At 72.9% G+C, this 24,873-nt stretch carries 22 protein-coding genes and 1 pseudogene; 9 read left to right on the forward strand and 14 right to left on the reverse strand.

Translation table 11 applies throughout. The features are described from left to right. Positions 1-7 precede the first annotated feature (7 nt). Complete coding sequence (locus tag Phou_RS26020; RefSeq protein WP_173060050.1) at positions 8-1,315, forward strand: glycoside hydrolase family 6 protein; 1,308 nt, start codon at positions 8-10, stop codon at positions 1,313-1,315. Between the two features lie 56 nt (positions 1,316-1,371). Here the strand turns inward: Phou_RS26020 and Phou_RS26025 are convergent, their stop codons facing one another. Next, the gene (locus Phou_RS26025; RefSeq protein ID WP_173060053.1) at positions 1,372-1,935 is read right to left on the reverse strand and encodes a dihydrofolate reductase family protein; all 564 of its coding nucleotides are present in this window, start codon (positions 1,933-1,935) and stop codon (positions 1,372-1,374) included. Positions 1,936-2,078: 143 nt separating this feature from the next. Between Phou_RS26025 and Phou_RS26030 the strand changes: the two genes are divergently transcribed. Next, positions 2,079-2,918, forward strand: coding sequence for a patatin-like phospholipase family protein (locus Phou_RS26030; RefSeq protein WP_173060056.1), 840 nt, complete (start codon positions 2,079-2,081; stop codon positions 2,916-2,918). 9 nt (positions 2,919-2,927) lie between these two features. On the opposite strand, the gene Phou_RS26035 is transcribed toward Phou_RS26030, so the two are convergent. Then, positions 2,928-3,677, reverse strand: a complete 750-nt coding sequence (locus tag Phou_RS26035; RefSeq protein WP_173060059.1) for a hypothetical protein — start codon at positions 3,675-3,677, stop codon at positions 2,928-2,930. Beyond that, positions 3,674-4,249 carry a SigE family RNA polymerase sigma factor gene (locus Phou_RS26040; protein ID WP_173064525.1) on the reverse strand — a complete coding sequence of 192 codons (576 nt, stop codon included), beginning with the start codon at positions 4,247-4,249 and terminating at the stop codon, positions 3,674-3,676. The genes Phou_RS26035 and Phou_RS26040 overlap by 4 nt, the downstream gene beginning before the upstream one ends. A gap of 113 nt (positions 4,250-4,362) precedes the next feature. Here Phou_RS26040 and Phou_RS26045 point away from each other — a divergent pair, with 113 nt between their 5' ends. Then, a complete protein-coding gene (locus Phou_RS26045) occupies positions 4,363-5,025 on the forward strand; it encodes an MOSC domain-containing protein (protein ID WP_173060060.1) in 663 nt (220 codons plus the stop codon). Positions 5,026-5,051: 26 nt separating this feature from the next. Here the strand turns inward: Phou_RS26045 and Phou_RS26050 are convergent, their stop codons facing one another. The 5 genes from Phou_RS26050 to Phou_RS26070 are packed head-to-tail and all read right to left on the reverse strand — an operon-like array spanning position 5,052 to position 14,065. Then, positions 5,052-9,119, reverse strand: coding sequence for a CHAT domain-containing protein (locus Phou_RS26050; protein ID WP_173060063.1), 4,068 nt, complete (start codon positions 9,117-9,119; stop codon positions 5,052-5,054). Next, positions 9,095-10,738 (reverse strand): HEAT repeat domain-containing protein, encoded by a 1,644-nt coding sequence (locus tag Phou_RS26055; protein ID WP_173060066.1) that lies wholly within the window; start codon positions 10,736-10,738, stop codon positions 9,095-9,097. The genes Phou_RS26050 and Phou_RS26055 overlap by 25 nt, the downstream gene beginning before the upstream one ends. Continuing rightward, complete coding sequence (locus tag Phou_RS26060) at positions 10,731-12,722, reverse strand: tetratricopeptide repeat protein (protein ID WP_173060069.1); 1,992 nt, start codon at positions 12,720-12,722, stop codon at positions 10,731-10,733. Before Phou_RS26060 ends, Phou_RS26055 begins: the two co-directional genes overlap by 8 nt. Beyond that, a complete protein-coding gene (locus tag Phou_RS26065) occupies positions 12,719-13,633 on the reverse strand; it encodes a hypothetical protein (protein ID WP_173060072.1) in 915 nt (304 codons plus the stop codon). Before Phou_RS26065 ends, Phou_RS26060 begins: the two co-directional genes overlap by 4 nt. Positions 13,634-13,681: 48 nt before the next feature. After that, positions 13,682-14,065, reverse strand: a complete 384-nt coding sequence (locus tag Phou_RS26070; RefSeq protein ID WP_173060075.1) for a hypothetical protein — start codon at positions 14,063-14,065, stop codon at positions 13,682-13,684. A gap of 178 nt (positions 14,066-14,243) precedes the next feature. On the opposite strand from Phou_RS26070, the gene Phou_RS26075 reads away from it, so the two are divergent. From Phou_RS26075 to Phou_RS26090, 4 genes and pseudogenes are all read left to right on the forward strand, one after another. Further along, a complete protein-coding gene (locus Phou_RS26075) occupies positions 14,244-15,017 on the forward strand; it encodes a phosphotransferase (protein ID WP_173060077.1) in 774 nt (257 codons plus the stop codon). An 85-nt stretch (positions 15,018-15,102) separates the two neighbouring features. Beyond that, positions 15,103-16,637 (forward strand): annotated as a pseudogene (locus tag Phou_RS26080) (MFS transporter). Positions 16,638-16,672: 35 nt separating this feature from the next. Continuing rightward, complete coding sequence (locus Phou_RS26085; protein WP_173060080.1) at positions 16,673-16,996, forward strand: YciI family protein; 324 nt, start codon at positions 16,673-16,675, stop codon at positions 16,994-16,996. Then, positions 16,993-18,225, forward strand: a complete 1,233-nt coding sequence (locus Phou_RS26090) for an RNA polymerase sigma factor (protein WP_173060083.1) — start codon at positions 16,993-16,995, stop codon at positions 18,223-18,225. Before Phou_RS26085 ends, Phou_RS26090 begins: the two co-directional genes overlap by 4 nt. A 10-nt stretch (positions 18,226-18,235) precedes the next feature. On the opposite strand, the gene Phou_RS26095 is transcribed toward Phou_RS26090, so the two are convergent. The 4 genes from Phou_RS26095 to Phou_RS26105 are packed head-to-tail and all read right to left on the reverse strand — an operon-like array spanning position 18,236 to position 20,749. Then, positions 18,236-18,862 carry a GOLPH3/VPS74 family protein gene (locus Phou_RS26095; protein WP_173060086.1) on the reverse strand — a complete coding sequence of 209 codons (627 nt, stop codon included), beginning with the start codon at positions 18,860-18,862 and terminating at the stop codon, positions 18,236-18,238. A gap of 43 nt (positions 18,863-18,905) precedes the next feature. After that, positions 18,906-19,907, reverse strand: coding sequence for an MGH1-like glycoside hydrolase domain-containing protein (locus tag Phou_RS26100; RefSeq protein WP_371872231.1), 1,002 nt, complete (start codon positions 19,905-19,907; stop codon positions 18,906-18,908). Continuing rightward, a complete protein-coding gene (locus Phou_RS55650) occupies positions 19,832-20,389 on the reverse strand; it encodes an MGH1-like glycoside hydrolase domain-containing protein (RefSeq protein ID WP_371872200.1) in 558 nt (185 codons plus the stop codon). The genes Phou_RS26100 and Phou_RS55650 overlap by 76 nt, the downstream gene beginning before the upstream one ends. 18 nt (positions 20,390-20,407) lie before the next feature. Next, positions 20,408-20,749, reverse strand: coding sequence for an avidin-fold protein (locus Phou_RS26105; protein ID WP_173060092.1), 342 nt, complete (start codon positions 20,747-20,749; stop codon positions 20,408-20,410). A 136-nt stretch (positions 20,750-20,885) separates the two neighbouring features. Here Phou_RS26105 and Phou_RS26110 point away from each other — a divergent pair, with 136 nt between their 5' ends. Continuing rightward, on the forward strand, positions 20,886-21,443 hold the full coding sequence (locus Phou_RS26110) for a hypothetical protein (RefSeq protein ID WP_173060095.1): 558 nt from the start codon (positions 20,886-20,888) through the stop codon (positions 21,441-21,443). Beyond that, positions 21,443-22,444, forward strand: a complete 1,002-nt coding sequence (locus tag Phou_RS26115; protein ID WP_173060098.1) for a TrmH family RNA methyltransferase — start codon at positions 21,443-21,445, stop codon at positions 22,442-22,444. Before Phou_RS26110 ends, Phou_RS26115 begins: the two co-directional genes overlap by 1 nt. On the opposite strand, the gene Phou_RS26120 is transcribed toward Phou_RS26115, so the two are convergent. Both Phou_RS26120 and Phou_RS26125 read right to left on the reverse strand, forming a co-directional pair. Further along, complete coding sequence (locus tag Phou_RS26120; protein WP_173060101.1) at positions 22,438-23,067, reverse strand: hypothetical protein; 630 nt, start codon at positions 23,065-23,067, stop codon at positions 22,438-22,440. The two genes, Phou_RS26115 and Phou_RS26120, sit on opposite strands and share 7 nt — an antisense overlap. 41 nt (positions 23,068-23,108) lie before the next feature. Beyond that, positions 23,109-24,821, reverse strand: coding sequence for a glycoside hydrolase family 3 protein (locus Phou_RS26125; protein ID WP_218579202.1), 1,713 nt, complete (start codon positions 24,819-24,821; stop codon positions 23,109-23,111). Positions 24,822-24,873 lie beyond the last annotated feature (52 nt).

Below are 24,873 nucleotides of genomic sequence, written 5' to 3' on the forward strand. Positions count from 1 at the left end.
GCGGCATATGGCTCGCCTAGCGTTTCTGGCCGCGGGACTCGTTGTCGCGGCGGCTGTTGTGGCTCCCGCGACGCCCGCTGTCGCGGCCCGGACGTCGGTGCACGTCGACAACCCCTACCTCGGCGTCTCGGGCTACGTAAACCCGCAGTGGTCCGACCTGGCGAGGACCGAGCTCGGCGGGGAGCGGGTCTCCGCGAGCCCGACCGCGGTGTGGCTGGACAGCATCGCCAGCATCGACGGCGCCGCCGGCGACCTGGGCCTGCGCGCCCACCTTGACGGGGCGCTCGCCCAGGGTGCGGGGTACATCCAGTTCGTCATCAACAACCTGCCCGGCCGCGACTGCAACCGGCTCATCGCCGAAGGCGAGCTCGGCCCAACCGAGCTGACCCGGTACCAGGCCGACTACATCGACCCGATCGCCGCGATCCTGGCCGACCCGAGGTACGCGCGCCTGCGCATCGTCACCGTCATCGAGGTCCGCGCGCTGCCGAACCTCGTCTTCAACACAAGCCCCCGGCCGACCGCGACGTTCGGCTGCGACACCATGCGCGCCAACGGCAACTATGTCGCCGGCATCCGGTACGCGCTGAACCGCCTGCACGCGATGCCGAACGTCTACACCTATCTGGACGTCGCCAACCACGCGTGGACCGGGCGGGACGACGTGGTCGGGCCGGTGACCCAGCTGCTGGCCGAAACGGTCCGCGGCACCGCCGCGGGACAGTCCAGAGTGGACGGGTTCATCACCAACACCGCCGACTACTCCCCACTCACCGAGCCGTACGTCAACCCCAACGACAACGTGCCCAGCGGGTGGGGCGACGGAAACCGGTTCAACGCGGAGCTGCCCTTCGCGCAGGCGCTGCGGTACAGGTTGATCGCGTTGGGCTTCTCGCCCCGGATCGGCATGCTGATCGACACGTCCCGCAACGGCTGGGGCGGGCCGGACCGGCCGACCGGGCCGAGCAACGACCCCGACCTGAACGTCCGCGTCGACGATTCCCGGGTCGATCGGCGGACGCACAAGGGCAACTGGTGCAACCAGGTCGGTGCGGGACTCGGCGAGCGGCCGCGGGCCGTCCCGGCGCCGGGCGTCGACGCGTACGTCTGGGTCAAGCCGCCCGGCGAGTCGGACGGCAGCGCGACGCCTTCCCCCATCCGCGGCTTCAACCGGATGTGCGACCCCACGTACCTCGGCGGCGTCGCCAACGGCTTCACCCCGACAAACGCGGCGCCCGGCGCCCCCGACACCGGCGAGTGGTTCCCCGCGTACTTCCGTGGGCTGCTGGCCAACGCGTACCCGCCCCTCTACTGAGGCGGAGGATGCCGGTGCGCGGCAGCGCCGTCGAGGGTGCGGCCTGTTGCGGCCGGTCACTCCGCCAGCGTGTAGTGGTTGACCACGACCTGGCCGTCGACCGCACGCGAGTTGACCAGCCGCAGGCGCTTGCGGTCGGCCGGCTCCGCGAACAGGCGCCGGCCGCCGCCGAGCACGACCGGGTGGACCGCGACGTGGTACTCGTCGATGAGGCCGTGCTCGGTCAGCGCCGCGGCCAGGCTGGCGCCGCCGGTGAGCAGCATGGTGCCGCCATCCTGTGCCTTGAGCTCCGCCACCTGGCCGGCCAGGTCGTCGCCGATGACGCGGCTCGTCCAGTCGTCGCCCTTGTAGGTGCGGGAGAAGACGATCTTCGGGGTCGCGCGCCAGAACGGGGCGAAGCTGGCCGTGTGCGGGTCGTCCGCGATGGACTCCGCGTTCGGCCAGAAGCCGACCATCATCTCCCACACCGGCCGGCCGAACAGCAGCGTGTCGACCCCCTCGTCCAACCCTTCCGAGTACGCGGAAAGCTCCGGCCCCATCACCGGCCAGTCGAACTCCCCGTTCGGCCCGTCGATGAAGCCGTCAACCGACGTGTGCACCCAGTAGATGATCTTGCGCATGTCCGCCTCCTGGCGTCCGTTCCCTCTGTGCTGACACCACGAGGTCGGAGCCGGCGCGGGCTTCTCGACATCCCTTCCGCAGGTTTTTTCGTGGCACCCTCATGCGCGACGATGTACCGGGGGCGACGGAGGCGTGAGGTGCCATGGCGACGAAGGCGTTGGTGCTCGGCGGCGGCGGGGTCACCGGTGTGGCGTGGGAGCTGGGCCTGCTGGCCGGCCTCGCCGAGGCCGGGATCGACCTGCTGACCGCCGACCTGTTCGTGGGCACCTCCGCCGGGTCGGTGGTCGCCGCGCAGATCACTTCCGGGGTACCGCTGGCGGAGCTGTACCAGAGGCAGCTGGCCGGACCGGGTGCCGAGGTCAGCGCCAGGATCGGCGCGCGCACGCTGGTCGCGATCGGGCTGGCGATGCTGCGCACCCGGGATGAGCGGGCCTTCCGGCGCCGCGTGGGCCGGATGGCGCTGGCCGCGCCCACGATGAGCGAGGCCGACCGGCGGGCGGTCCTGGCCAGCCGCCTGCCGACCGACACCTGGCCGCAGGCGAGGCTGCGGGTGACCGCCGTCGACGCGACGACCGGCGAGTTCGCTGTCTTCGACCGCGACGCCGGCGTCCCGCTGGTCGACGCCATCGGGGCGAGCTGCGCCGTGCCGGGCGTCTGGCCGCCGGTCACGATCGGCGGCAGCCGCTACATCGACGGCGGGGTGCGCTCGGCCACCAACGCCGACCTCGCGGCGGAGGCGGACCGGATCGTCGTCGTCGCACCGGTGAGCGCCGGAGGAGGTCCGATCGCCCGCCTCGCCGCCCAGGTGGCCGCCCTGCGCCGCACCGCCGCCGTGGCGGTCGTCCAACCGGACCGGGCCGCTCGCCGGGCGATCGGGCGAAACGTGCTGGACCCGGCCCGCCGCGCGCCGGCCGCCCGGGCCGGACGGGCCCAGGCGGCCTCGGTCGCCGCCTCGGTCGCCCAGGTGTGGGACGGCGGATAGCGCTCGCTGTCAGTCGTCAGGCTCGACGGTGAACCACCAGTTGCCGCTGACGTGTACCTGCCGCCTGACGCCGAGCGCCGTCTGCGTCCGCTCCTCCGGCGGGGCGTCGGCCGCGGTACCGGGAATGTAGGAGTAGTACCAGTTCCAGTGCCAGGAGCTGTCGCGCAGGTGGAACGACATTCCGGGTCCCCAGCCGCCGTTCTCGATGCGGTACACGTCGACGCCGGAGCGCTCGATCGCGCCGGACACCTGGGTGAACGCGGCCGCGCTCGCGGTGTCGAACGGCAGCTCGGGGTCGTCGGGATTCGCGCACTCCGAGTGGCGGTCCCGGAAAGCCCCCCGCGACCACGTGAAGACGCGGCAGGCAGGCCGTCCCCAACCCGACTTCTCGTCGATGTACATGGTGAGCGCCAGGTCTTCGGCCACCGGCCGCACCTCGGCCTCAAGGTCCGCGATGTCCTGGAGCATCCGCTCGCGCGGGTATACGGGAGGGTCGCCCTGATCCGGCAGCGAATCGGACCCGCCGGGCATCACGGTCGTGTCCAGGCCGGGCAGCTCGATCGGGTCGATCGCCGTGAGCCCGACCACCATCGCCGCGACCGCGGCGACACTGCCGAACGCCTGCCGGACCCGGCGGCGGCGCAGCGCCCGCCGGGCGGTGGCGAGCGTCCTCTCGGCGTCGGGACCGGCGGCCGGGTAGCCCGGGGCGCCGGCCTGCAGGCGGGCGACGACGTCGTCATCGCGTAGCTGGTGGCTCATCGCAGGTCCCCTTCCGCGAAGATCTCGCGCAGCCGGGCGATGCCCCGGGAGTGGTGGGACTTGACGGTGCCGACCGAGATCCCCAGCTCGCGGGCCACCTCGGTCTCGGTGAGGTCGAGCAGGTGTCGCAGCACCACGACCCGCCGCTGCGCGAGCGGCAGCCGGGCCAGGGCCTGTACCACGGCGTTGCGGGCCACGACGGCGCCCGTGTGGTCGGGCCCGGCTCGATCCGGAAGGTCGAGCGGGTCGACGACGACCTCGCGGCGCGTGCGTCGCCACCCGTCGACGCGCAGGTTGACCAGCACCCGGCGCGCGTACGCCTGCGGGTCGCCGTCCCGCGCGGCGCGCCAGGAGCGGTACGTGCGCTCGTACGTGGCCTGGACCAGCTCCTCCGCCCGGACCGGGTCGCCGCACAGCAGGAGGGCGGTGCGCAGCAGGTAGCGGCCGGACACGCGTACGAACTGGAGGAACTCCTTGTCACGCTCGCCCGGCGCGCCGTCGCGGCCGCGGGCAAGGTCCAGCTCGTCAACCACCGCGGGGGCGGGGCCCGCGGCTGGTGGTTCGCTGTGCATGCTCACATTTACCACCACGCAGCGGCATTGCTGAACGTTGTCACGACCGGAGACGGCGTCAGGGGCGGGAAAATGCGCGGCGTGCGGCGGCGCCGGCGGCTAGATTGCCGGGCGTGGGCAGGATACTTTCGGTCAACCTGGCGGTGCCGGAGCCCAACCCGGCCAAGGGCGTTGGCATCACGGGCATCAACAAGCGGCCGGTCGACCACCTGGTCAGCGTGCGCGCACCGGGGCCCAAGACGACCGGGCTGCACAGCGGCCTGGTCGGCGACCAGATCTTCGACATCGAGCATCACGGCGGCGACGACCAGGCTGTGTACGCGTACGCGCGGGAGGACTACGACTGGTGGCAGGCGCGGCTGAGCCGCCGGCTTGCCAACGGGCTCTTCGGTGAAAACCTGACGACCGAGGGGATCGACGTCAACGGCGCGGTCATCGGCGAGCGGTGGCGCATCGGCCCGCGGCTGGTCCTGCAGCCGACGTTCGGCCGTATCCCGCACGTCACGTTCCAGCACAAGATGGGCGAGCCGCGCTGGGTCAAGACCTTCACCCGGGCAAACCGTCCCGGTGCCTACCTGCGGGTGCTCCAGGAGGGCGACCTGTGGGCCGGCGACCCGGTGACAGTGGAGGACCGGCCGGCGCACGGTGTGACGATCGCCCAGGCCTTCCGGGCGTACATGACCGAGCCCGAGCTGCTGCCCGCCCTCGTCGAGACCGACGGTCTCCCCGACGACCTGCGCGCGACCCTCGCCGAGCGCCTCCCCCAGCGGCGGTAGCTCGTGATCAGGCCCGGGCCACCGCCTCAGGGTCCGGTGTGGATGTGGGCGGCCCACCGCGTCGGTGTGGCACCGCCGATCCTGCGTCGGATCCGGTTGACCGCGTTGTGCAGGGCGACCGCGGCCCGCTCCGGGTCCGGTGCCTGGGCGTCGCCAAGAAGTCCCTTGTACACATCGTGGGTCAGCTTCGCCGCAGTGTGGTCGGTGACCTGCCACAAGGTGCCGATGACGTGCCGGTAGCCGGCGAGCTGGAACGCCGCGGTGATGTGTACCGCCTCGTCGACAAGTCCTGGCCGGACATCGGTGGTGGCGCAGGCGGACAGGAACGCCAGGCCGGCCCGCGGCAGCCACTGCCGTGCGATCGTGGTGATGGTCAGCGGTTGCGCGGCATCGTCGTGCAGCACCAACCGGCTGTTGGCCGGTTCGGTCCAGTCGCTGATGCCGTGGCAGGCGAAGTGGACGACCGTGTGCCGTGACAGCGCGTCCAGAACGGTGGCGCTGGTGGCCTGAGGGCCGTCGAGCACCTCGATGCCGGGCACCAGGCGACTCAGTGCGGCGACCTCGTCTGTGACCCCCCACAGTGGAACCGCCCCTTCCGGTGCCGGCGCGGCGACCACCAGCATCGGGCCGGACTCGGCGGTGTCGGGGGAGGGCCGTGTGGAGTGGCCGAGCGCGCGGACCGTCGCGGTGTACGACGACACGACCCGGTCCAGCACCGCCCGCGGTTCCCTGCCCTGGCTGGCCAGGTCGGCGTGGTGGCCGGCAGCGTGCAGCGGCAGGAACGCCAGCACCCCGACGGGACACCACCACACCCGCGGCCAGGTCTCCGCGCCGCCGGCCGGGGTCCGGTCGTGTCCCAGCTCGGCGAGGATCGGGCCGGCGGCGTGGTCCCACAGCCACGCCAGGACGTCCAGGATCGTGGCCTGCGCGCGTATGTGTGCACTCGGGGCTCGGGTCTCGTCGGTGGTGTCGGTGCGGGCCGCGCGAAGCCGGTTCACCTGTGCCGTCACGGCCGCGATACCCAGCCCGGGTAGGGACAGGTGCCGCACCGGGCGGTCCGGGTCGGTGGTGAGCAGCAACGCGTGCCCCGCGTCGCGGTAGCTGGACACGATGACGATCTGCCGGCCGGCCGCGTGGGCGTGCAGCTCGTCCATGCCCGGTACCGGAAAGTCGGCCAACCCTGGGCGGGCCCGGATGCGTTCCAGCAGTGCGTCCCAGTCCGTGGATGCCTGTGCGCGCTGGCGCACGCGCTCGGCTTCGCTGTCCACCGCCGACGTCACCGGGTCGATCAAAGTGATCGTGGAGAGCCTGTCCGGTTCCGTGACATCGGGGCTTTCCAGGGCGGCGAAGCGGGCGCGGATCGCCTCCAGCGCCGCGGCGAGGTCCGGGGCGTCGGCCAGCGACGGCGGCGTCGCGTGGGTGTCCATCGTTTCGGCCAGCAGCAGACCTCGCGCGCCTTCGGCCAGCTGCACCGCCCGCTCGGGCCGGCCGGCGGCTACCGCCACCGCGATCGCGTGCCCGGCGGTGCCGCCGAACAGTTCAAGGCGCCGCTCCCGGTCGGCCCGGGCGAGGTGGCGAGGGGCGACGAGCGAGAGCCCGGACACCACGGCGTCGATGCTGGCCAGGGCGGCGAAGGCGTCCCCGGCCCGCAGGTCGGCCTGCGCCTTCGCACGGCCGGCGGCGATCCGGTGGCCGATCGAACTCGTCCCCGCCTTTATCGCGTCCGCGAAGGCCTGCCGGCACTCGGGCAGCAGGTCGGCCACGCCCCGCTCGGCGAGCTCCAGCAGCGCGTATCCGAGGTTGGCTACCGGTACGCCGTCCTGCCGGTCGGACGCCACGCCAGTCCGGCCGACCGCCACGGCCTCGCGCAGGTGGGCGAGGCTGCCGGTGCGCCGCCCGTACACACGCAGGCTGATGCCGAGACCGCTGGCGGCGGCGGCCTGTCCGAACCGATCTGTGCCGCTGGCCGCGATCACCGCCCGACGTACCGCGATCGCCTCGCGCCCGAGGTGCGGGTCGCCGGTCGCGAGAAACTGATCGTGGAGGGCGTTGGCGAGCGCGTACAGGGCGGCGCCGCGACCTTTGTGCCGCTCCGGGTAGCAGTCGACCGCGCGCCGGGCCAGTTCGACCGCCTCGCCCAGCCGAGCCGGCTCGGCTGATTCGAGCGCGAGCTGGCGCACCGTCTCGCTGAGGTTGCCCAGGAAGATCCCGGTCATCGCGTGGCCGGATGGGCAGGCCGCCACCGCCGCCTGGCTGACCGCCGTTGCCTCCCGCAGCTGCGCCAGGTCGCCCGAGCGGCGGTACTGCTCTAACAGCCGGGCGCTGAGATTGGAGAGGCAGATCCCGCGGTCTGGATGGCCCTCGGGGGCGGCGGCGACCGCCGCCCGGGCCGCCTCCAATGACTCGGCCAGGTCGGCCGACGCAAGGGTCCGTATGGTCTGGCAGGCCATCGCGGTACTGAGCAGAACCAGGCACAGGGCCCGCTGGCTGTGACCGGTTGGCGCCTTGGCCGCGACTGTGCGTGCCACCGTGATCGCGTCGTCGAGCATGGCGGCGTCGCCCGACCATTCGTACGACAGCAGCTGAAGGGTACCCAGGTTGTGCAGGGCGAACAGCCACATCGGGTGCCCCTCGGCGTGGCTGGCCACCGCGTCCCGGGCCGTGGCCAGCGCGGCGCGTTCGTCCTCGGAGGTCTGGCTGTAGGCGAACCGCATCCGCTGGGCCAGCGCGATGTTGTTAAGCGCGGCCCCGCGGTAGCCGTCGTCCAGTTGGCCGGTCGCGATGGTGGCGCGGCCCAGCTCGATCGCCTCGTCCAGTGCCTGCGGGTCGCCGGTGAGCTGGAAGAGGAAGCAGAGCTGGGCACAGATGTCGATGATTGCGGCGTGCCCCATCGCGGGTTCGAGGATCGCCACCGCCGCGTGGCCGCTGGCTATCGCCTCCCGCAACAACTCGGCGTCCTGCGTATGCCTGGCCGTCGCTGCCAGCGCCGCGGCGAGCAGCATCTGGACGGCGGCCCGATCCGGCGCGTCAGGCCCTTCGCTGGCGAGGTAGTCCCGGTAGATCTGGACCGCCTCGCCGCCGGCCGCGGCGTCTCCCGTCGTGTCGGCCAGCTGCGCCAGCGCCATCGCGAGTGTGAGGGACGCGGCCGAGCGGTCCTCACCGTCCGGTGACACCGCGAGGAGCGCCCGGTTCACGGCGACAAGTTCGGCGAGCACTTCCGGATCGCCAGTTCGTTCGGCGAGCATGGTGAGATCAACATCGAGGTTTCTCAGATACCCCGGCAGGAGCGGGTCGTCGTACGGGGTGAGTGCGACGGCCGACCGGTCCAGCTCGGCTGCCTCACGCACGTCGGCGAGGTCGCCTGTGCGTTTGTAGCGGGTCGTCAAGTGAACCCCGAGACGTGCCTGGCACGCGGCCAACTCCGGTCCCCGCGGAGTTTCCGCTGCCACCGCCCGCAGGATCTCGATCGCCTCGGTTAGTGGGCCGAGGTCGCCGGTGGCGGCCTGTTGTGCGAGCGCGTCGGCGTGGTCGCGGCGCGTCGCCCGGTCCTGCGCGGGCTCGGGCGGAGCGGTCGGTAGCTCGTCCGTGATGTCGACGTCGACCCAGTACGGCGAGGTCGACGGCCCGGCGGACGGCAGGTAGCTGGACGTCGGGACGTCGATCAGCCGGTACCGCCGGCGCATCTCGGCCACGACGTCCGGCGCTGGCCGGCCAAAGCCGGAGGCCACGACAGTGCCCATCTCGCCCGGGCGGAAAGAGCGCCCGAGCGAGATCGAATAGAACAGGCGATGGAGCCGGGCCGGGGTGAGCCGGATGTAGCTGTAGACAGGCACTCCATCCAGGTTGGAACCCTGTAACAAGATCACGTGCTCGTCGTCAGGCCCCTCCAGGCCGTCCTCGGCCGCGCCTGACCTCGCCTGATCGGCGGCCCGGTCCACAACCGCGGTGAGGTCGGCGAAGAACCGCACGGCATCGGGCTGCTCCCGCGCAGGCAGCTTGCGGAGCAGCCGGCTGGCCAGCGGCCAGGCGGCCACGAAGACAATGCGCGCGGCGCCCACCGACAGGCGGCTCAGCCGGCACACCGCGCGGAGCATCTCGATGGATTCGGCGCCTGCGATCTGTCGCTGGACGGCGTTGCGCACCGCGAGGTCGGGGTCGTCGAGCAGGCCGAGCAGCGCGGCGCAGGCCGACTCGTCGGGGGATCGAGGGCGCGGGCGGCCGCCTCCCGCACCTCGGGCGCAGGGTCCGCCAGGGCGGCCACCAGCCCGGCCGCGACCGCGGGCGCACCCGCGGCGTGTCGCAGCCCCCAGGCGGCCGCTTGGCGGACCGGGTCGGACGGGTCGCTCAGCCGGTCGAGCAGCGCCGGTGCGACCGCGGCGCCTGGCTGCTGGGCGAGGGCGTTGACCACTGCGGTACGGGTCTGGTCGTCGGAGTGGTCGGTGTGCCGCAGCAGCGCGTCGGTCACCGCTGTCACGCCATGTGCGTCCGGGCGCCCGGTCAGCGAGCGCGCCGCCGTCCCCGCGCATTCCGGGTCGTCCAGCAGCCCGACGAGCACGGCGACGACTTCCTCGCCCGCGTGCTGGCCCAACTCGGCGGCCGCGTCGCGGCGTTCGGCCGGGGCGCCGTGAACGGCCCGCTGCAGCAAATCGGCGGTGGCCTGCGGCTCGGGGCTCCGGATCGCCTCGATGGCCAGGCCGCGCACCAGTGGGTCAGGGTCGCCGGTGCGGGTCCGCAGCGCCGCCACCGCCCGCGGATCGTCGGCGTGGCCGGCCAGCGCACCGACGACGACATACCGCACCTCGTCGTGGGGGTCGTCAACGAGCGCGCTTATCGCTTCGAGCAGCTCAGGTGCCGCACCCGCGGTACGCGCCCGTTCCGCGAGGAGCTGGACCGCGTACAGCCTTGCATGTGGATCGGGATCCTTTACGCGGGCGAGCATCCGCTCGACGACCTGCGGCGCCGGGCACCCGCGCAGTGCCGCGGCCGCGTGCCGGCGCCGGCGCGGGTGGTCGAAGTGATCCAGCAGGACGGCGACCAGCGACGGCGCCTCCGTGCCCGCCAAGGCCTCGAATACCGTCTCGGCCGGCTCCCGGTCGAGGCGTTCGGCGAGCGCTGCCACCGCACGCGGGTCGGTGCACCGTGCCAGGATCGCGGCGACCGCGTCATCGCCGTTGCCGAGACGGTCGAGCAGCGCGTCGACAAGAGCCGCCGGCAGGTGGTCGATCTGCCCGGCGAGAAGCTCGACGGCGTCCGCTTTTTCTTCCGGCAGGTCAAGCAGGGCACAGACCCTGGTAAGGAGGTCGGGCAGTTCCCCGGCGACGAGCGTGTGATCGGGCAGGCCGGCCACCACCCGCACCGCGCAAAATATGGTCAGGTGAAGCGGATCCTGCTTCTGGGCAAGCAGGTGGTGCAGGAGGGCGACCGCCTCGTCCGGCCGGCCCTGGTGCACGAAGGCCGCACCGAGCTGGTTGATGATCGGCTGCCAGGGCGGATCGAACCACAGGTGGGCGTCGATTGCCGCGAGCCACTCCGACCGTGGCAGTCCCGCCAGGTACCGGCTGGTCAGCCGTTCGACCAGGTCACCGAGACTGTCCTGCGTCGATTCGTCCGCCGCGCCGGCCGCGACCCGTGCCACCGTATCCAGGAGCCGGTCGACGTCGGCCGCCGCGATGCCGCTTTGCGCCGGCCGTCCCAGCAGGGTCTGTTCATCCACTGTCGCGGACCCCTTCCGGTATGGCGGCGAGCAACTCCGCGGCGATGCCGGCCGAGCCTGGCGTCGCGGCCAGGCCGCGCAGGTCGGCGGCGGTCAGCCGCAGGTCGTCTGCGCACGGCCCCCGGGACAGCGCGGCGGGCAGGCAGCCGTAGGCCTGGCCGGCGTCGCCCTGAGCGGCGTGGCGCACCATCGTTCGAAGCAAGCGGTAGGCGGACCGATCCTCGTCCGGGTCGACCGCGTCGAGCGTCGCCGCGGTGGCGAGCGCGTCCCTGGCCTCCGCGGCGCGGCCGCTGCGCGTCAGTACCAGTGCCAGGGCCAGCCACAGAGTGCTGTCGGTCGGGTCGGCCCGTACCGAACGCTCCAGGTCGGCGACCGCCTCGTCATGCCGGCCGAGCGCTGCCAGGGCATCGGCCCGCGCCTCAAGGATCCAGGTGACGTCCCCGGCGATCTCGAGCGCGCGGGTGTGGTCGGGCAGTGCCGCCGCTGGGTCTCCAAGCGCGTGCCAGCACTGGCCCCGGCTGGCGATAGCGGCCGCGTGCTGAGGGGCCAGCGCAGCCACCCGGTCGAAGTCCAGCACCGCCTCGCGGTAGCGGCCGGCCCGGCGGTACGTCTCGCCGCGGACGAAGAACGCCGCCGGATCGGTGAGGTTGAGCTGTACCGCCCGGTCCAGGTCGGCGAGCGCCTCGGCCACGCGCCCGTCGAGCTGGAGTGCGTTGCCGCGCTTGGTGAGTGCGGCCGAGTCGTCCGGGGTGGCGGCCAGGACGAGATCCAGGTCCGCTGCCGCGGCGGCGTACCTGCGGATCTCCAGGTAGGACTCAGCGCGGGCGGTGCGTGCCGCCAACAACGTCGGCGTCCGGTCAAGGACCGCGCTGAGGTCTTCCACCGCCGCCCCGTGCGCACCCTGGAACTGGCGGGCGAACGCCCGGCCGAGCAAGGCCCACCCGTGGGTCGGGTTGACCGCGAGCGCCCGGTCGAAGTCGGCGACCGCGTCCGCGATGCGGCCGAGCAGATAGTGTACGTAGCCGCGACCGGTCAGCGCGTAGCCGTGCGCCGGGTCCAGCGCGACCGCCGCGTCGAAGCCCGCCAGCGCCTCGGCGTAGCGACCGGTCAGCCGTAGGGACTCCGCGCGGCCGGCAATCGCCAGCACGAATGCCGGGTCGAGCGCGGTTGCGGTGTCGAAGTCGCTGATGGCCAGGTCGTGCCGGCCGAGAGCCTGATAGGACAGTCCACGCCGGCACAGTGCCCACGGGTACTGCGGCCGGAGCGCGAGCGCCTTGTCGAAGTCGTCGACCGCCTCGCTTTGGCGGCCGGCCACCCGGTGGACATCTGCCCGACCGGCGAACGCGGCGGCGGACCGCGGATCCAGCGTTACCGCCTTGCCGAAGTCTTCGATCGCCTCGGCGGTGCGACCCAGCCCGTCGGCGACGAAGCCGCGCTCCACGTACAGCCACGCGACGCCGGGCCGAAGCTGGATGGCGCGGTCGAGGTCAGCCAGCGCCCGCGGGAGCTGCCCGAGCGCGCGGTGCACCTGAGCTCGGCTTCCCCACGCGTACGCGTTGGTCGGCTCAAGCTCGACGGCCGCGTCGAAGTCCGCGAGCGCGGCCTTGGGCTGGCTGGTGAGCCGGTAGCTCTCGCCGCGGCTGGCCAGCAGCGCGTGGTCCGCCGGGTGCAGCGCCACCGCCTGATCGAACTCGGCCAGCGCCTCGCTGTGCCGGCCGAGCGCCTGCAACACCCGAGCCCGGCAGGTGCGGATCCAGCCGTCGTCCGGGTCGAGCGCGAGCACCGCGTCGAAGTCGGCGAGCGCCGCGGCCAGGTCGCCTGCCTCCCGGCGGGCGTATCCCCGGCCACCGAGCACGAATGGGTCGGCTGGCGCGGCGGCCACCGCCCGGTCGAAGTCGGCGAGTGCCTCGTCGTACCGCCTGGCGGTGCGGTGCCCTTCGGCCCGAATCACCATGCCGAGCACATCGGCAGCCGGCGTGGTCATCCCCGCCCCCCAATGCCCTGGTCCTTGCGGAGCCGGACGGTGACCTCCTCACCGACCTCCACGGTCAGCGGCCCGCCGCACTCGACGCCCAGCCTGGCGGCCAGCTCCCGCCCATGCAGGTCTACTGTGGATTCGACCAGTTCGGCCAGGCCGCCGGTCGCGGACCGGGCCCGCATCCACGCCGCGCCGAACAGCACGGCCGCCACCACCGACGACGGCCACCACCAGGCGGCGAGCACCGCGTACAGCAGGCTCCAGCCGGCCAGGCGAGCGGCCGCGGAGTACGCCTCGTGCGCCGCGATCACGTCGGTGCGCAGGTCCGCCGGGGCCAGGCTCCAGACGCGTGGCCACGCCGCGGTGAGGTCCAGCCCGTAGGTCAGGTGGATCCGCTCGCCCAACGCCCGCAGCCGGTCCGCGATCCACGTTGGACGCTCCGGCTCGACAAGGCAGATCGCGTCGCGGCGGGCCAGTGCCTCGGCCAGTCCGGGTATCACCACCGTGTCGGCGTGCTCGTCGAGCCGCACGCCGGCGACCAGGGCGACCACACCGGCGTCCGCGGCCCGCCACCGACGCAGCCGCCACGCACGGACCGACCTCAGCGGCTGCCGCCGTCCCGGCAGCAGCCACATCCGTTCCACCGCACCGCCAAGTGACGCGGCGACCAGGCCGGCGGTCGCGGCGGCGACCAGCACGGCGGCCGTCACCAGCAGGACCACCGCTGAACTGCGGCCGGCCGGGTGGTCGGCCACCGCGACGATGTCGTCGCGGAGGCGTTGTATGGCAAGGGCGTGCGCGTGGCCGAGGCGAGCCGCTACGGCGACCGCGGCCACGAAGAGCAGGCCCGGCGCGAGCAGCGTGGTGAGCCACCGCTGGCTGAGCCGGCCGCCCAGCGTGGTCAGCAGCTCAATCACATCGACTCCAGACCGGCGATACGTCCGCGCGTCGCGCTTCGGGACATCTCACGTGCGAAGTCGCAGCCGGCGCAGCGGCTCGCCGCTGATGGCGCACCGTCGCGCGGGCGAGCCGTCCGGCGGCTCGACCCGGCTACACACGCCGTGCGGGCAGACCTCGGTGTCAAGCACCGGGTAGCCGGTCGTGCCGGGCACCTTGGGAAGCACCCGCACCGGTGTGCTCAGCCCGTCGAGACCGACCGCCGCGACAGCGTCGTCGAGGGCGTCGAGGTCGGCCGCGAGCGTCTCGCCCTCGCCGGCCGCCACCGCCGCGCGGATCCGGCTCAGGATCTCGGTGCCGCCCGCCGCCGCGATGTAGCCGTCAAGCTCGCCACTGCCATACCGGCGACACAGGCGGGCCACCCGGTCCTTGGTCCCAACCGCCTCAACCATCCGCATCAGCGTAGGGCGGTGAGGCGACCGGTCCAGGGGCTGCGGACCATCGCGGGCCGATCGCTTTCAGACACAGGCCGATCAACTGAACGGTTCTGGCATCAGTGGCCAACGTGCGCTCACCGAGGCGGCGGTAATTCGGTACCGATCGTTGCCGGGCCGGGCGTACACAGGACGGATGAGTGAGGTGCGGCTGCCCGGCGGCCAGACCACGGGCGCCGTGCTGGTCGGCGATGTCGTGCACAAGCCGGCGGCGCCGTGGACGGCGACGGTGCACGCGCTGTTGCGGCATCTGGAGCACGCCGGCTTCGACGGGGCGCCGCGGGCGCTCGGCTTCGACGAGCAGGGCAGGGAGATGATCACGTACCTGCCCGGCGACACGGTCGGTGAAGACTGGCCGTGGCCGCCGTGGGTGTCCGCGGAGTCGATGCTGATCCAGGTCGGACGGTGGCTGCGGCGGCTGCACGACGCGACGGTGGGCTTCGTGCCGCCGGCCGGGGAGCGGTGGTTCATCGGCGAGGCGGTGCGGCCGGGCCTGATCGTGGGTCACCAGGATGCCGCGCCGTACAACGCCGTGGTCGACGGCGACCGCCTGGTCGGCTTCTGCGACTGGGGTGCGGCCGGGCCGTCGACGCGCGAGTTCGACCTGGCGCTCTCGGCGCTGTGGTGGGTGCCGCTGTGCCCGCGCGACGCGGTCGAGCCGCTGGGCTTCCACGACTTCGAGGGCCGGTCCCGCCGGCTGCATCTGCTGCTCGACGCGTACGGGTACGAGGGGGACCGCGCCGCGTTCGGGGCGGTGATTGTGCAGCGGGCCCGGCGGCAGGCCGCGGCGATCCGCCGGATGGCCGAAGGCGGGGACCCGGCCGCGGCCAGGGTGATGTTCGTCGCGCGCTACTTCGAGGCGGCCGCGTCCGACGTGGAGATGCTCCCGGACACGTTCTGGGCCCGCTGAGATTTTTTTCCCGGGAGCTGTCGAATCCGCGGTGACCCGTTCGTGGGAGTGCGTAGGAGCACTTCTCGACGGACGGAGCGCCACCATGAAACCGACGACAGCCACCGCCGCCCCGGCCCGGGCCGGCCGCCGCGAGTGGACGGGGCTGGCCGTGCTGGCCCTCCCCACGCTGCTGCTCGCGCTCGATGTGAGCGTCCTCTACCTCGCCCTTCCGCAGGTCAGCGCCGACCTCGGCGCGGACGGCAACCAGACGCTGTGGATCCTGGACATCTACTCGTTCGTGCTGGCCGGCTTCCTGGTCACCATGGGGACGCTCGGCGACCGGATCGGGCGCCGGCGGCTGCTGCTGATCGGGGCGGCCGCGTTCGGCGGGGCGTCGGTCCTCGCCGCGTACTCGACAAGCGCCGAGATGCTCATCGCCACCCGCGCCCTGCTCGGCCTGGCCGGCGCGACGCTGATGCCCTCGACGATGGCGCTGATCCGCAACATGTTTCCCGACCCGAAGCAGATGGGCACCGCGATCGGCATCTGGTTCACCTGCTTCATGGGCGGGATGGCGATCGGCCCGCTGGTCGGCGGGGCGCTGCTGGAGCGGTTCTGGTGGGGCTCGGCGTTCCTGCTCGGCGTGCCGTTCATGGCGTTGCTGCTGGTCGTCGGCCCGGCGCTGCTGCCGGAGTACCGCGCGCCCGGCGCCGGCCGCCTCGACCTGGCCAGCGTCGGCCTGTCGCTGGCCGCGATCCTGCCCGCGATCTACGGCCTCAAGGAACTGGCCCGAGCCGGGTGGGACCCGGCAGCCGCCGGCGCCGTCGTGGTCGGGCTCGCCTTCGGCCTGATCTTCGTACGCCGCCAGCGCTCCCTCGCCGACCCCCTGCTCGACCTGCGCCTTTTCGGGTACCGCGCGTTCCGCTCGGCGCTGAGCGTCTACCTGCTCACCGGCGTGGTGATGGCGGGCGTGTCGCTGATGTCCACCGTGTACCTGCAGTCGGTGCTCGAGCTGTCCACCCTGCGCGCCGGGCTCTGGCTGCTGCCGCACAACGTGGCGCTCGCCGCCGGCTTCCTGGCCGCGCCGCGGCTGGCCGCCCGCTTCCGGCCGGTGTACGTGATGGCGGCCGGCATGGTGGTCGCCGCCGCCGGGCTGGCGCTGCACCTGCTGGTCGACCCGAGCGACGGCACCACGCCGCTGGTGGCCGGGCTGGTGCTCGCGCACGCCGGCATCTCCCTGCCGATGGCCCTGTCCGCCAACATCATCATGGGCGCGGCGCCGCCGGAGAAGGCGGGCTCGGCGGCCTCGCTGATGGAGACGAGCGCCGAGTTCGGCATCGCGATGGGCGTGGCGACGCTGGGCACCGTCGGCACGGTGATGTACCGCGGCAGCTTCGAGGCCCCGGCGGCCATACCGGCGCAGGCGGCGGAGGCGGCACGGGAGAGCATCACGGCGGCGGGCGGCGCGGCGGCGGGACTGCCCCGGCCCCGGCGGCCGAGCTGCTGCACGCGGCGCAGGCGGCGTTCACCACCGGCGTGAACGCGGTGGGCGCGATCGGCGCCGCCGTCTTCGTGGTCCTCGCCGTCATCATCTACCGGGCCGACCGCGGTACCGGAACGTCTGAAAAGATCCGATAAGGGCTCGCCCCACACCAACAGGAGATGATCTTCAAATGCAGTACTTCGTTTCCGTGATCGACGACAAGAGCAACTCCGCCACGCCCGAGGAAATGGCGGCCATCGACGCGTTCAACGACCGGATCCAGGCCGAGGGCCACTGGGTCTTCGCCGGCGGCCTCGGCGCGCCCAGCACGGCCACCGTCATCGACAACCGGGGCGGGGAGGCGCTGTTCACCGACGGACCCTTCGTGGAGACGAAGGAGTTCCTCGCCGGCTTCTGGGTCATGGAGGCCCCCGACCTCGACGTGGCGCTCAAGCTCGCCGCCGAGGGGTCGAAGGCCTGCAACCGGAGGGTCGAGGTGCGGCCGTTCCTGTGAACGCTGTCGACGTGCGGGAGGCGATCACCCGAGCGCATCACGAGGAGTGGGGACGGGTGGTCGCCGCCCTGACCAGGCGGTTCGGTGATCTCGACATCGCCGAGGAGGCGGCGGCGGAGGCGTTCGCGACCGCCGTCGAGCGGTGGCCGGCCGACGGCGTGCCGCCCAACCCGGGTGCCTGGCTGACCACCACCGCCAACCGCAAGGCCATCGACCGCATCCGGCGCGAGAACAAGCGCGAGGACAAGCACAGGGAGGCTCAGATGGTGTACGACGACGACCCGCCCGAGCCTCCCGGCGCGATCGACGACGAGCGGCTCCGGCTGATCTTCACCTGCTGCCACCCGGCGCTGGCGGTGGAGAGCCGCGTGGCGCTGACGCTGCGCATGCTCGGCGGCCTGACCGTGCCCGAGATCGCCCGCGCCTTCCTGGTGCAGGAGACCGCGATGGGTCAGCGGATCACCCGCGCCAAGGCCAAGATCAAGGTGGCGCGCATCCCGTACCGGGTGCCGTCCACAGAGGACCTTCCGGGACGCGTCACCGGCGTGCTCGCCGTCCTGTTCCTCATCTTCAACGAGGGCTACCTGGCGACCGGCCCCGACACCGATCCGGTACGTCACGACCTCACCGCCGAGGCCATCCGGCTCACCCGCCTGATCCGTGCCCTCCTGCCGCAGGACGGCGAGGTGGCTGGGCTGCTGGCGCTGATGCTGCTGACCGAGGCCCGCCGCACCGCCCGCGTCTCGGCCAGCGGCGAACTCGTCCCGCTCAACGAACAGGACCGCGGGGCCTGGGACGCGGCGCTGATCGCCGAGGGGCACCGGCTGGTGCGCGAGCGCCTGGCCACCGGGATGGCGCCGGGGCGCTACCAGATCCTCGCCGCGATCAACGCCGTGCACACCTCGGCCCGCGATGTACGCGACACCGACTGGTCGCAGATCGTCGCCCTCTACGACCAGCTCGTCAGGCTGGACGGGTCGCCGATCATCGTCCTGAACCGGGCCGTCGCGGTCGCCGAGATGGACGGCCCCGATGTGGCGCTGGCCGCCGTCGACCGGCTCGCGGACACGTTGGCCGGCTACCACGCCTACCACGTGGCCCGCGCCGACCTGCTGCGCCGGCTGGGCCGAGGTGCGGAGTCGCGCGCGGCCTACGACAAGGCCATCGAGCTGGCCGGCAACACCGCCGAGACCGCCTACCTGACCCGCCGCCGCGACCAGCTCGGATAGGCGACGCTGATCAGCCGCCGCCCTCGGACGACGCGTATTTCGCCGCGATCGCCTTCTGCAGCCCTTTGGCCGCCGCCGGCACGCTGGCCTTGGTCAGCTCGGCGATCCGCTTACGATTTGCCCGGCGCTGCCGCCAGCCGAAGACGGTGCGCAGCTGACCGGCGGCCGCCAGCGCGACCGTCGCCGCGTCGCGCGAGTCGACAGTGCGGGCCCGCAGCGCCTCGGCCACCCGGGCGTGCAGCTGATCGATCAGCCGCCGGTCGCGCACGACGATCCGGCGCGCGGGGAAGATGCCGAACACCCGCCGCCGCTCGACGCTGATGATCCGGGCCGCCACCAGCCGCCGCTCCACCGCGGCCCGCGCCTTGCCGCGGCCCCGCTCGGTCCAGTACTGCCACCGGCGCGGCTTGGCCGACGCCCCGACCTCGGCCAGCACCTCGCGCAGCAGCGACTCGGTGACCTCCGGCCGCCGCGACGAGGCGAGGGTGGCCCGGCCACGCTCGTCGACCAGCACGCCGCGCAGCTCCAGCTCGGCCAGCGCGGCCGCGCGCACGAGCAGCCCCACGTCGATCCACCGGGCCAGCCGCTGGCGCCGTGAGTCATAGGCGAGGAGGAACATCCGCTCAGGCAGTTCCATGCGCCGATGCTATCACCGTGATATCACTTTCGGATTTGCGCGCTCACACCACCACGCGGAGTGGTCCGAGGTCGGGGCGGTGGGCCTCGGCGCCCGCCACGGTGAGGCGCATGCCTACCTCGGGACTCCAGCTCACCGTGACCTCGACGCCGGCGAGCACCAGGCCGCGGGCCTCGAGCCATCCCAGCTCGGCCGCGGCGGGTAGCGGGTTCGCCAGGATGCCGGTGTCGTCCACGTCCAGGCCGAGCAGTCCGGACAGGATCAGGTCGGCGAAGGTGGAGTGGTTGTAGTCGCGGCCGATCTCCGCCTTGGCCGGGTCGTGGCGGCGGCGCCAGTCACGGACCCGCCAGGTTCCGGTGTCGGGGTCGAGGTCCTCGTCGAGCCAGTACCCACCGTCCGGCTGGATGTGGCAGGCCGCGTACTGGCGCAGCAGCTCGACGAAGACCGCGTCGTAGCCGGCGTGGTCGCGGGCGATCCGTGCGAGCGCGGTGAGGGCCTGGCTTGTGGCGAACGGCCAGGTGGGGCCGTTCCACCGGCACAGGAAGCGCGGCGACGTCGAGGCGACCGTGAACCCGTAGCGCTTGTGGCGGCGTTCGGCCGTCCTCAGGCCGAACGGTCCGGCGAAGCCGTCCGGGTCGGTGAGCTGCGCGACCGCGGCGGCGGGGTCCACCTCGCCGCCGGGCAGGCCGAAGCCCCAGGGTATGAAGCCGATCAGCTCGCGGGCGTCGCGGTCGGGGGAGACCTCGGACCGCGCCGGGACGGGCAGGTCGCGATACTCCGGCGGCATCCGCCGTTCGGCGCCGACCGTCGCGAGGTACGCCTCCTCGCCGTCGGGCGACATCGGGATCGTGGTGAAGAACTGCCGCCGCGGGTCGTACAGCTCGTCGATCACCAGGCGGCGCAGCCGGTCGCGGATGCCCGCGAAGCGTGACGCCGTGGCCTCGTCACCGGCCCGCCGGGCGATCTCCGCTATCGCGTCCGCGTTGCCGAACTGGTACGAGTTGACCGACGGGCGGAAGCCGTCGCCGCTGATCGAAAACTCCATCGCGTCGGCCAGGTCGTGCGCCCAGTACAGCCCGGAAGGGTGGAGGCTGTCCCCTCCCACGCCGCGAAGTTGTCCACCATGCCGGGAAGAAGGTCGGCGACGCCGGCCCATCCGCGGTGCAGCCGCGCGTGCTCCCGTGCGGCCCAGGCGATCCACTCGGTGTAGCGGTGCGGTTCGGCTTCGCCAGCGGTGTACCAGAAACGCAGGTAGTCGTCGACGACGTCGGTGCGGCGCAGCCAGCGCCCTTCGAGGATGTGGTGCCCGGCGGCCGCGTTGACCGACCCGTGCGCGCGGCCCGGTCCGGGCTGCCGAAACTCGGTCACCACCCAGCCGCTCGGCCCGCGCAACGCGTGGTGGGCGAACGACTCCCAGCGATGGCGGAACACCCGCGTCAGGAGCTCGTCGCCGCAGCGGAACTCGGGTACCGCGTCGAGCACCTCCCGGTAGTGCGGGTGGGCGCTCTGTTGATCAGCGGTACTCACCGTAAGACCCTAACCGTGTCAGGGGGCGAGCTCTTCGACCACGCTGGTGCCGCTGCCCGGCCGCGACTCCCACTCCCACTTCTCGTCGAGGCGAAGACGGCCGTCCGGCAGCTCGTGGATGGCTGTCACGCAGTGCCCGCCGGACGTCTCGCCCTCGTTGTTGAGCTGCACGTACCGGATGTCGAGCGTGTCACCGGCGCGGGTGCCGACGATGAAGCCGCGGACCACCGCCCCGCCGCCGTACGTCGCCCAGACCTCGCCGGCCCGCTCGTGGTACTCGAAGATGGTGTCGGCGGTGACCTCACCGCCGACGTTCGCGACGGCGGCAAACCGTCGTCCGTCCAGCGAGGCTGCGGTCATGTCGTCGTCCCATCCTCAGCGCCGGCGGATGCCGGCGGCCCCGGCGCGACCGGCGATCGGCGGCCGCGGAAAGCAGCCTACCCAGGCAAATATCGGTGGTGTGCCGCGCTTCCCGGCTGCTACCAAGTCCCTGTGAATGCCGTTGAGTCGTAGCCTGCGCACCGATCCGTACCCGATCCGCGCCGCTCGCCGGGCCGGCGCGGCCGTGCCTATTCGGGAGCGCGCGCCGCGGCGGGGGTTCGTGCATCCGGCCGGTCCCGCGGACGTCGCGCGGGTCCTGACATTCTTCGGGCCGGCGGCGACGTACGGCCTGCGCCGCGTCGAGCTGCGGCAGCGCCCGGCCGGCGGCAGCGGTGTGGCCGTGGCGGCGCTGCGGGTGCCGGGGATCGTGCTGCTGTTCGAGCAGCCCGCACCACCGTGGTCGCTGAGCGGCCGGCTCGCCGACGTGACCGCGGCACGCCTGGCGCGCGCCGGCGCACGCGTCGCGGTGGGCGAGGCCGTCACCCGGGTCGACTGGCCCAGCGACACGCTGCGTGACTTCATGCTCTTCGACGGTCTCATGCACGAGATCGGCCACCACACGGTCCAGCACGCCGCACGCAAGCGCCGCACCCGGGCGATGCGCACCGCGGATCACGAGCGGCGCGCGGACGTGTACGCGACGCGGGCTCGCCACGCCTGGGCGGCGCGGTGATGAACCCGCGGGCCCGGCTGATCGGTGACGGGATCGAAAACCCCGCCAACGCGAAGGCGCTCGCCGAGGCCGCACGCATGTTCGCGGTGCCGTGTGGCTTCCGTGACAGCCGCGGCCTCGCTGGACACCTGCCCGGCCTGCCCACTGTGGACACCGCGGCGTTGCTCGGCGCGGGCGGCCCGCTCGTCGCCGTGGACAACACGCCAGGGGCGGAGCCGGTGTACCGCACTGAGCGACTCCACAGTGGAGCGTCCATCGTGGTCGGCAACGAACGTCGCGGCATCCGTCCGGACGTCCTGCGCGCCGCGACGAGGACCGTGCAGATCCCGATGCCGGGCCGCGGAGTAAACACCCTCAACGTCGCCACCGCCGCCGCCGTGGCGCTGTACTACCTGCTCGACGCGCACGGCCGGCGCCACGTGCGCGCCCCGCGGCCGGAGTCGCACCGGCCAGCGGTGTTGTTCGGCGCGCCGCGCGACCACGTCGAGGCCGGCAGTTCGCTGCGTTCGGCGGCGGCGTTCGGCTGGCAGTCCGTGACGGTCGACGACCGCGAGAAGGTGTGGTTCGGCACGCCGCGCCCGGTCCGAAACGAGGCCCGAGCGGCTGCGCGCAGCCACCGCAACCCGCTGCGCGTCCTGCCGGCCGGCGATGGCTGGGCGTCCATGCCCGGGTGCCGGACTGTCGTTTGTGGGCCGGACCTCGACGGCCCACCGCTGCACCGTGCGGAGCTGACCGGCCCGGGCACCCTGCTTGTCATCCCGGATGGCGACTGGAGACCCCCGCCGGACGCCGAGCGGGCCCGCGTGGCCGTGCCGGGCGTCGCCGGCCGCTACCGCCTGCTCACCGGCATCGTGCTCGCCGAGGCGGCCCGCCAGCTCGGTGCCCGGTCGGCGAAAGCGTCCCGACCTGCCCGGCGCGGCCTTTCGTACGGCAGCGGCCTGGAGCTGGCCGCCCCGCCGGACACCGATCTCGTCCAGCCCTGGGAACTCCTCCGCTACTGAGCCGCGAGGTCCTCGATCTCCAGCTGCCGGCGGAAGGCCGCCATGGACGCGGCCGTCCTGGCGCCGCGGCGGGGGTGTGCGTTGCCGGTGGGCGCGGGAAGCATGAGGGACGCGATGCGTTCCGCGTCGGCGGTGGCCAACAGGCGGCGGCCGGTGAGGATCTCCGCCACCATCCGGCGATGTGTGGCCAGCGCGGCGCTTTCGCCGGCGCCGTGGTGGACCCACGGCGCCAGAAGCAGGACGGCCTGCCACCCCTCCAAGCCGGTGAAGAGCTTGAAGGAGCGGTCGTCGCGGGGCACCTCGAACACCGTCGACCGCTCGGCGACGGCCCGCAGGTCGCTCCAGGTCAGGCACGGCTGGTACCGCCGGGTCGGCCGCCGCCGGCCGAGCCGGTGCCGCTCCCCGACCTCGAGGCCGTCGAACGTGCCGTCCGGGCGGCTGCGGCACAAGCTCAGCTCGCTCCAGCCGGCCCGCACGTCAAACCTCAGCCACAGGTACCAGCCGGTCTGCTGCGGCATGACGAGCGACCCCGAGTCGCAGTACCCGGCGAGCTTCTCCGCGAGCCGCGGGTGGGGGTCGTCGAACGCGTACCACCGCCAGAAGTCCGTCCGGTCCATGGTCACGGACATGACGGTGTGGGATGTCCGCACGGAAGGCGCCCGGGTCAGCTGTAGCTCAGGCCGTGCCCGAACGGGTAGAGGGCGCCCGTGCCGTCGGCCCGGGGGATCGTGACCGGCAGCCGGCCGCGCGGGCTGATCTCACCGAAGATGGCGCGGGTCAGCGCCTCGATGGATCCGGCCGTGTAGCCGTAGGTCGCCAGGTAGGTCGGCGCCGCGGTGAGGCGCGAGATGTCGTACGGGTTGCGCATCCCCGCCACGACGACCGGCTTGCCCGTGGCGAGCAGCGCCGTGACAAGTGCCTGCTGGGCGGCCGCCGACGCGGTGGGCAGGCCGGTCGTGAGGTCGACGCTGGCCGCGTTGTTCGTCGACACCACCACCAAGTCGTTCGCCATGGCCGCCGCGACCGCCGCGTCGATCCGCGCAAGCGCCGGCGTCAGGCCCGTCTCCACCACCGTGACGGCCTGCCCGCGGCGGCCGATCGCCTCGCCGAGCGTGCGGGTCGTGGTCACACCCCAGCCGGTCACGAGTACGTTGCGCGGGTCGCGGGGGAGCGGCAACAGGCCGGCGTCGTTCTTGACGAGGGTGGTCGTGTGGTCGCTGATGGTCTGCGCGTCCGCGAGGTGGTCCGCCGCGCCCACGACCGTCTCCGCCCGGTCGGCGTCGACGAACGGCTGCGCGAACAAGCCCCGCTTGTACTTCAGGCTCAGGATGCGGCGTACCGAATCGTCCAGCCGCCGTTTCGAGATCTCGCCGGTGCGGACGGCGTCGAGCACCGCCTGGAACGCGACGTCGGTCTGCGGTGCCAGCACGAGCTGGTCGGCGCCGGCCTTGAACGCCTCGACCGGTGCCACATCCGGCGGGTACGTGCTCGTCGCGCCGCCCATGTCGAGCGCGTCGGTGACGATGAGCCCGTCGTAGTCGAGCTCGCCGCGCAGCAGCCCGGTGAGGATCGGCTTGGACATCGTCGCGGGTGCGCCGCTGGGATCGACCGAACGGAGCACCACGTGCGCCGTCATGATCGTGTCAACGCCCTCGCGGATGGCCGCCCGGAACGGCGGCAGGTCGATCGCCTTGAGCTGCGCGCGCGTGTGCGTCACCTCGGGAAGGCCGAAGTGACTGTCCACTGTGGTGTCACCATGCCCGGGGAAGTGCTTGGCGACCGCGGCCACACCACCGTCGTGGTAGCCGTCGACCTGCGCGGCGACGAGGTCGGCGACGAGCTTCGGATTCTCGCCGATCGACCGTACGCCGATCACGGGGTTTGCGGGGTTGACGTTGACGTCAGCGACCGGCGCGTAGTTCTGGTTGATGCCGACGGCGGCCAGCTCGGCGCCGATCACCTCGGCCGAGCGGCGCGCGTCGGCCGGCGACCGCCCGGCACCGAGCGCCATGTTGCCGGGCATGGCGGTGGCCGGCGCTGACAGCCGGAAGACCAGCGCGCCGCCCTCCTGGTCGGTGGAGATCAGCAGCGGGACGGGCTTGCGCTGCCCGAGCGCGGCCGCCTGCAGGCCGTTGGAGAGCGTGGCGATCTGCCGCGGGTTTTGCACGTTGTCGGGACCGCGGGCGGCGGTGTAGTAGATGATCCCGCCCGGCTTGTACTTGTCGACGACCTGCGCGGGCGTGTCCACGCCGTACAACCTCTGGTTGCCGGCGGCCGCGGCCGGGGTCACGGTGTTGGCGTCCTGCCCGTACACCTCGAGGACGAAAAGCTGCCCGACCTTCTCCTCCAGCGTCATGTGCCGGATGAGGCGGTCCACCGGCTTTCCTCCGGCGGCTGCGGGTGCTGCGGACGATGCTACGAGCACGCCC

The sequence above is a fragment of the Phytohabitans houttuyneae genome (assembly GCF_011764425.1).
In the GTDB taxonomy this organism is placed as follows: Bacteria; Actinomycetota; Actinomycetes; order Mycobacteriales; family Micromonosporaceae; genus Phytohabitans; species Phytohabitans houttuyneae.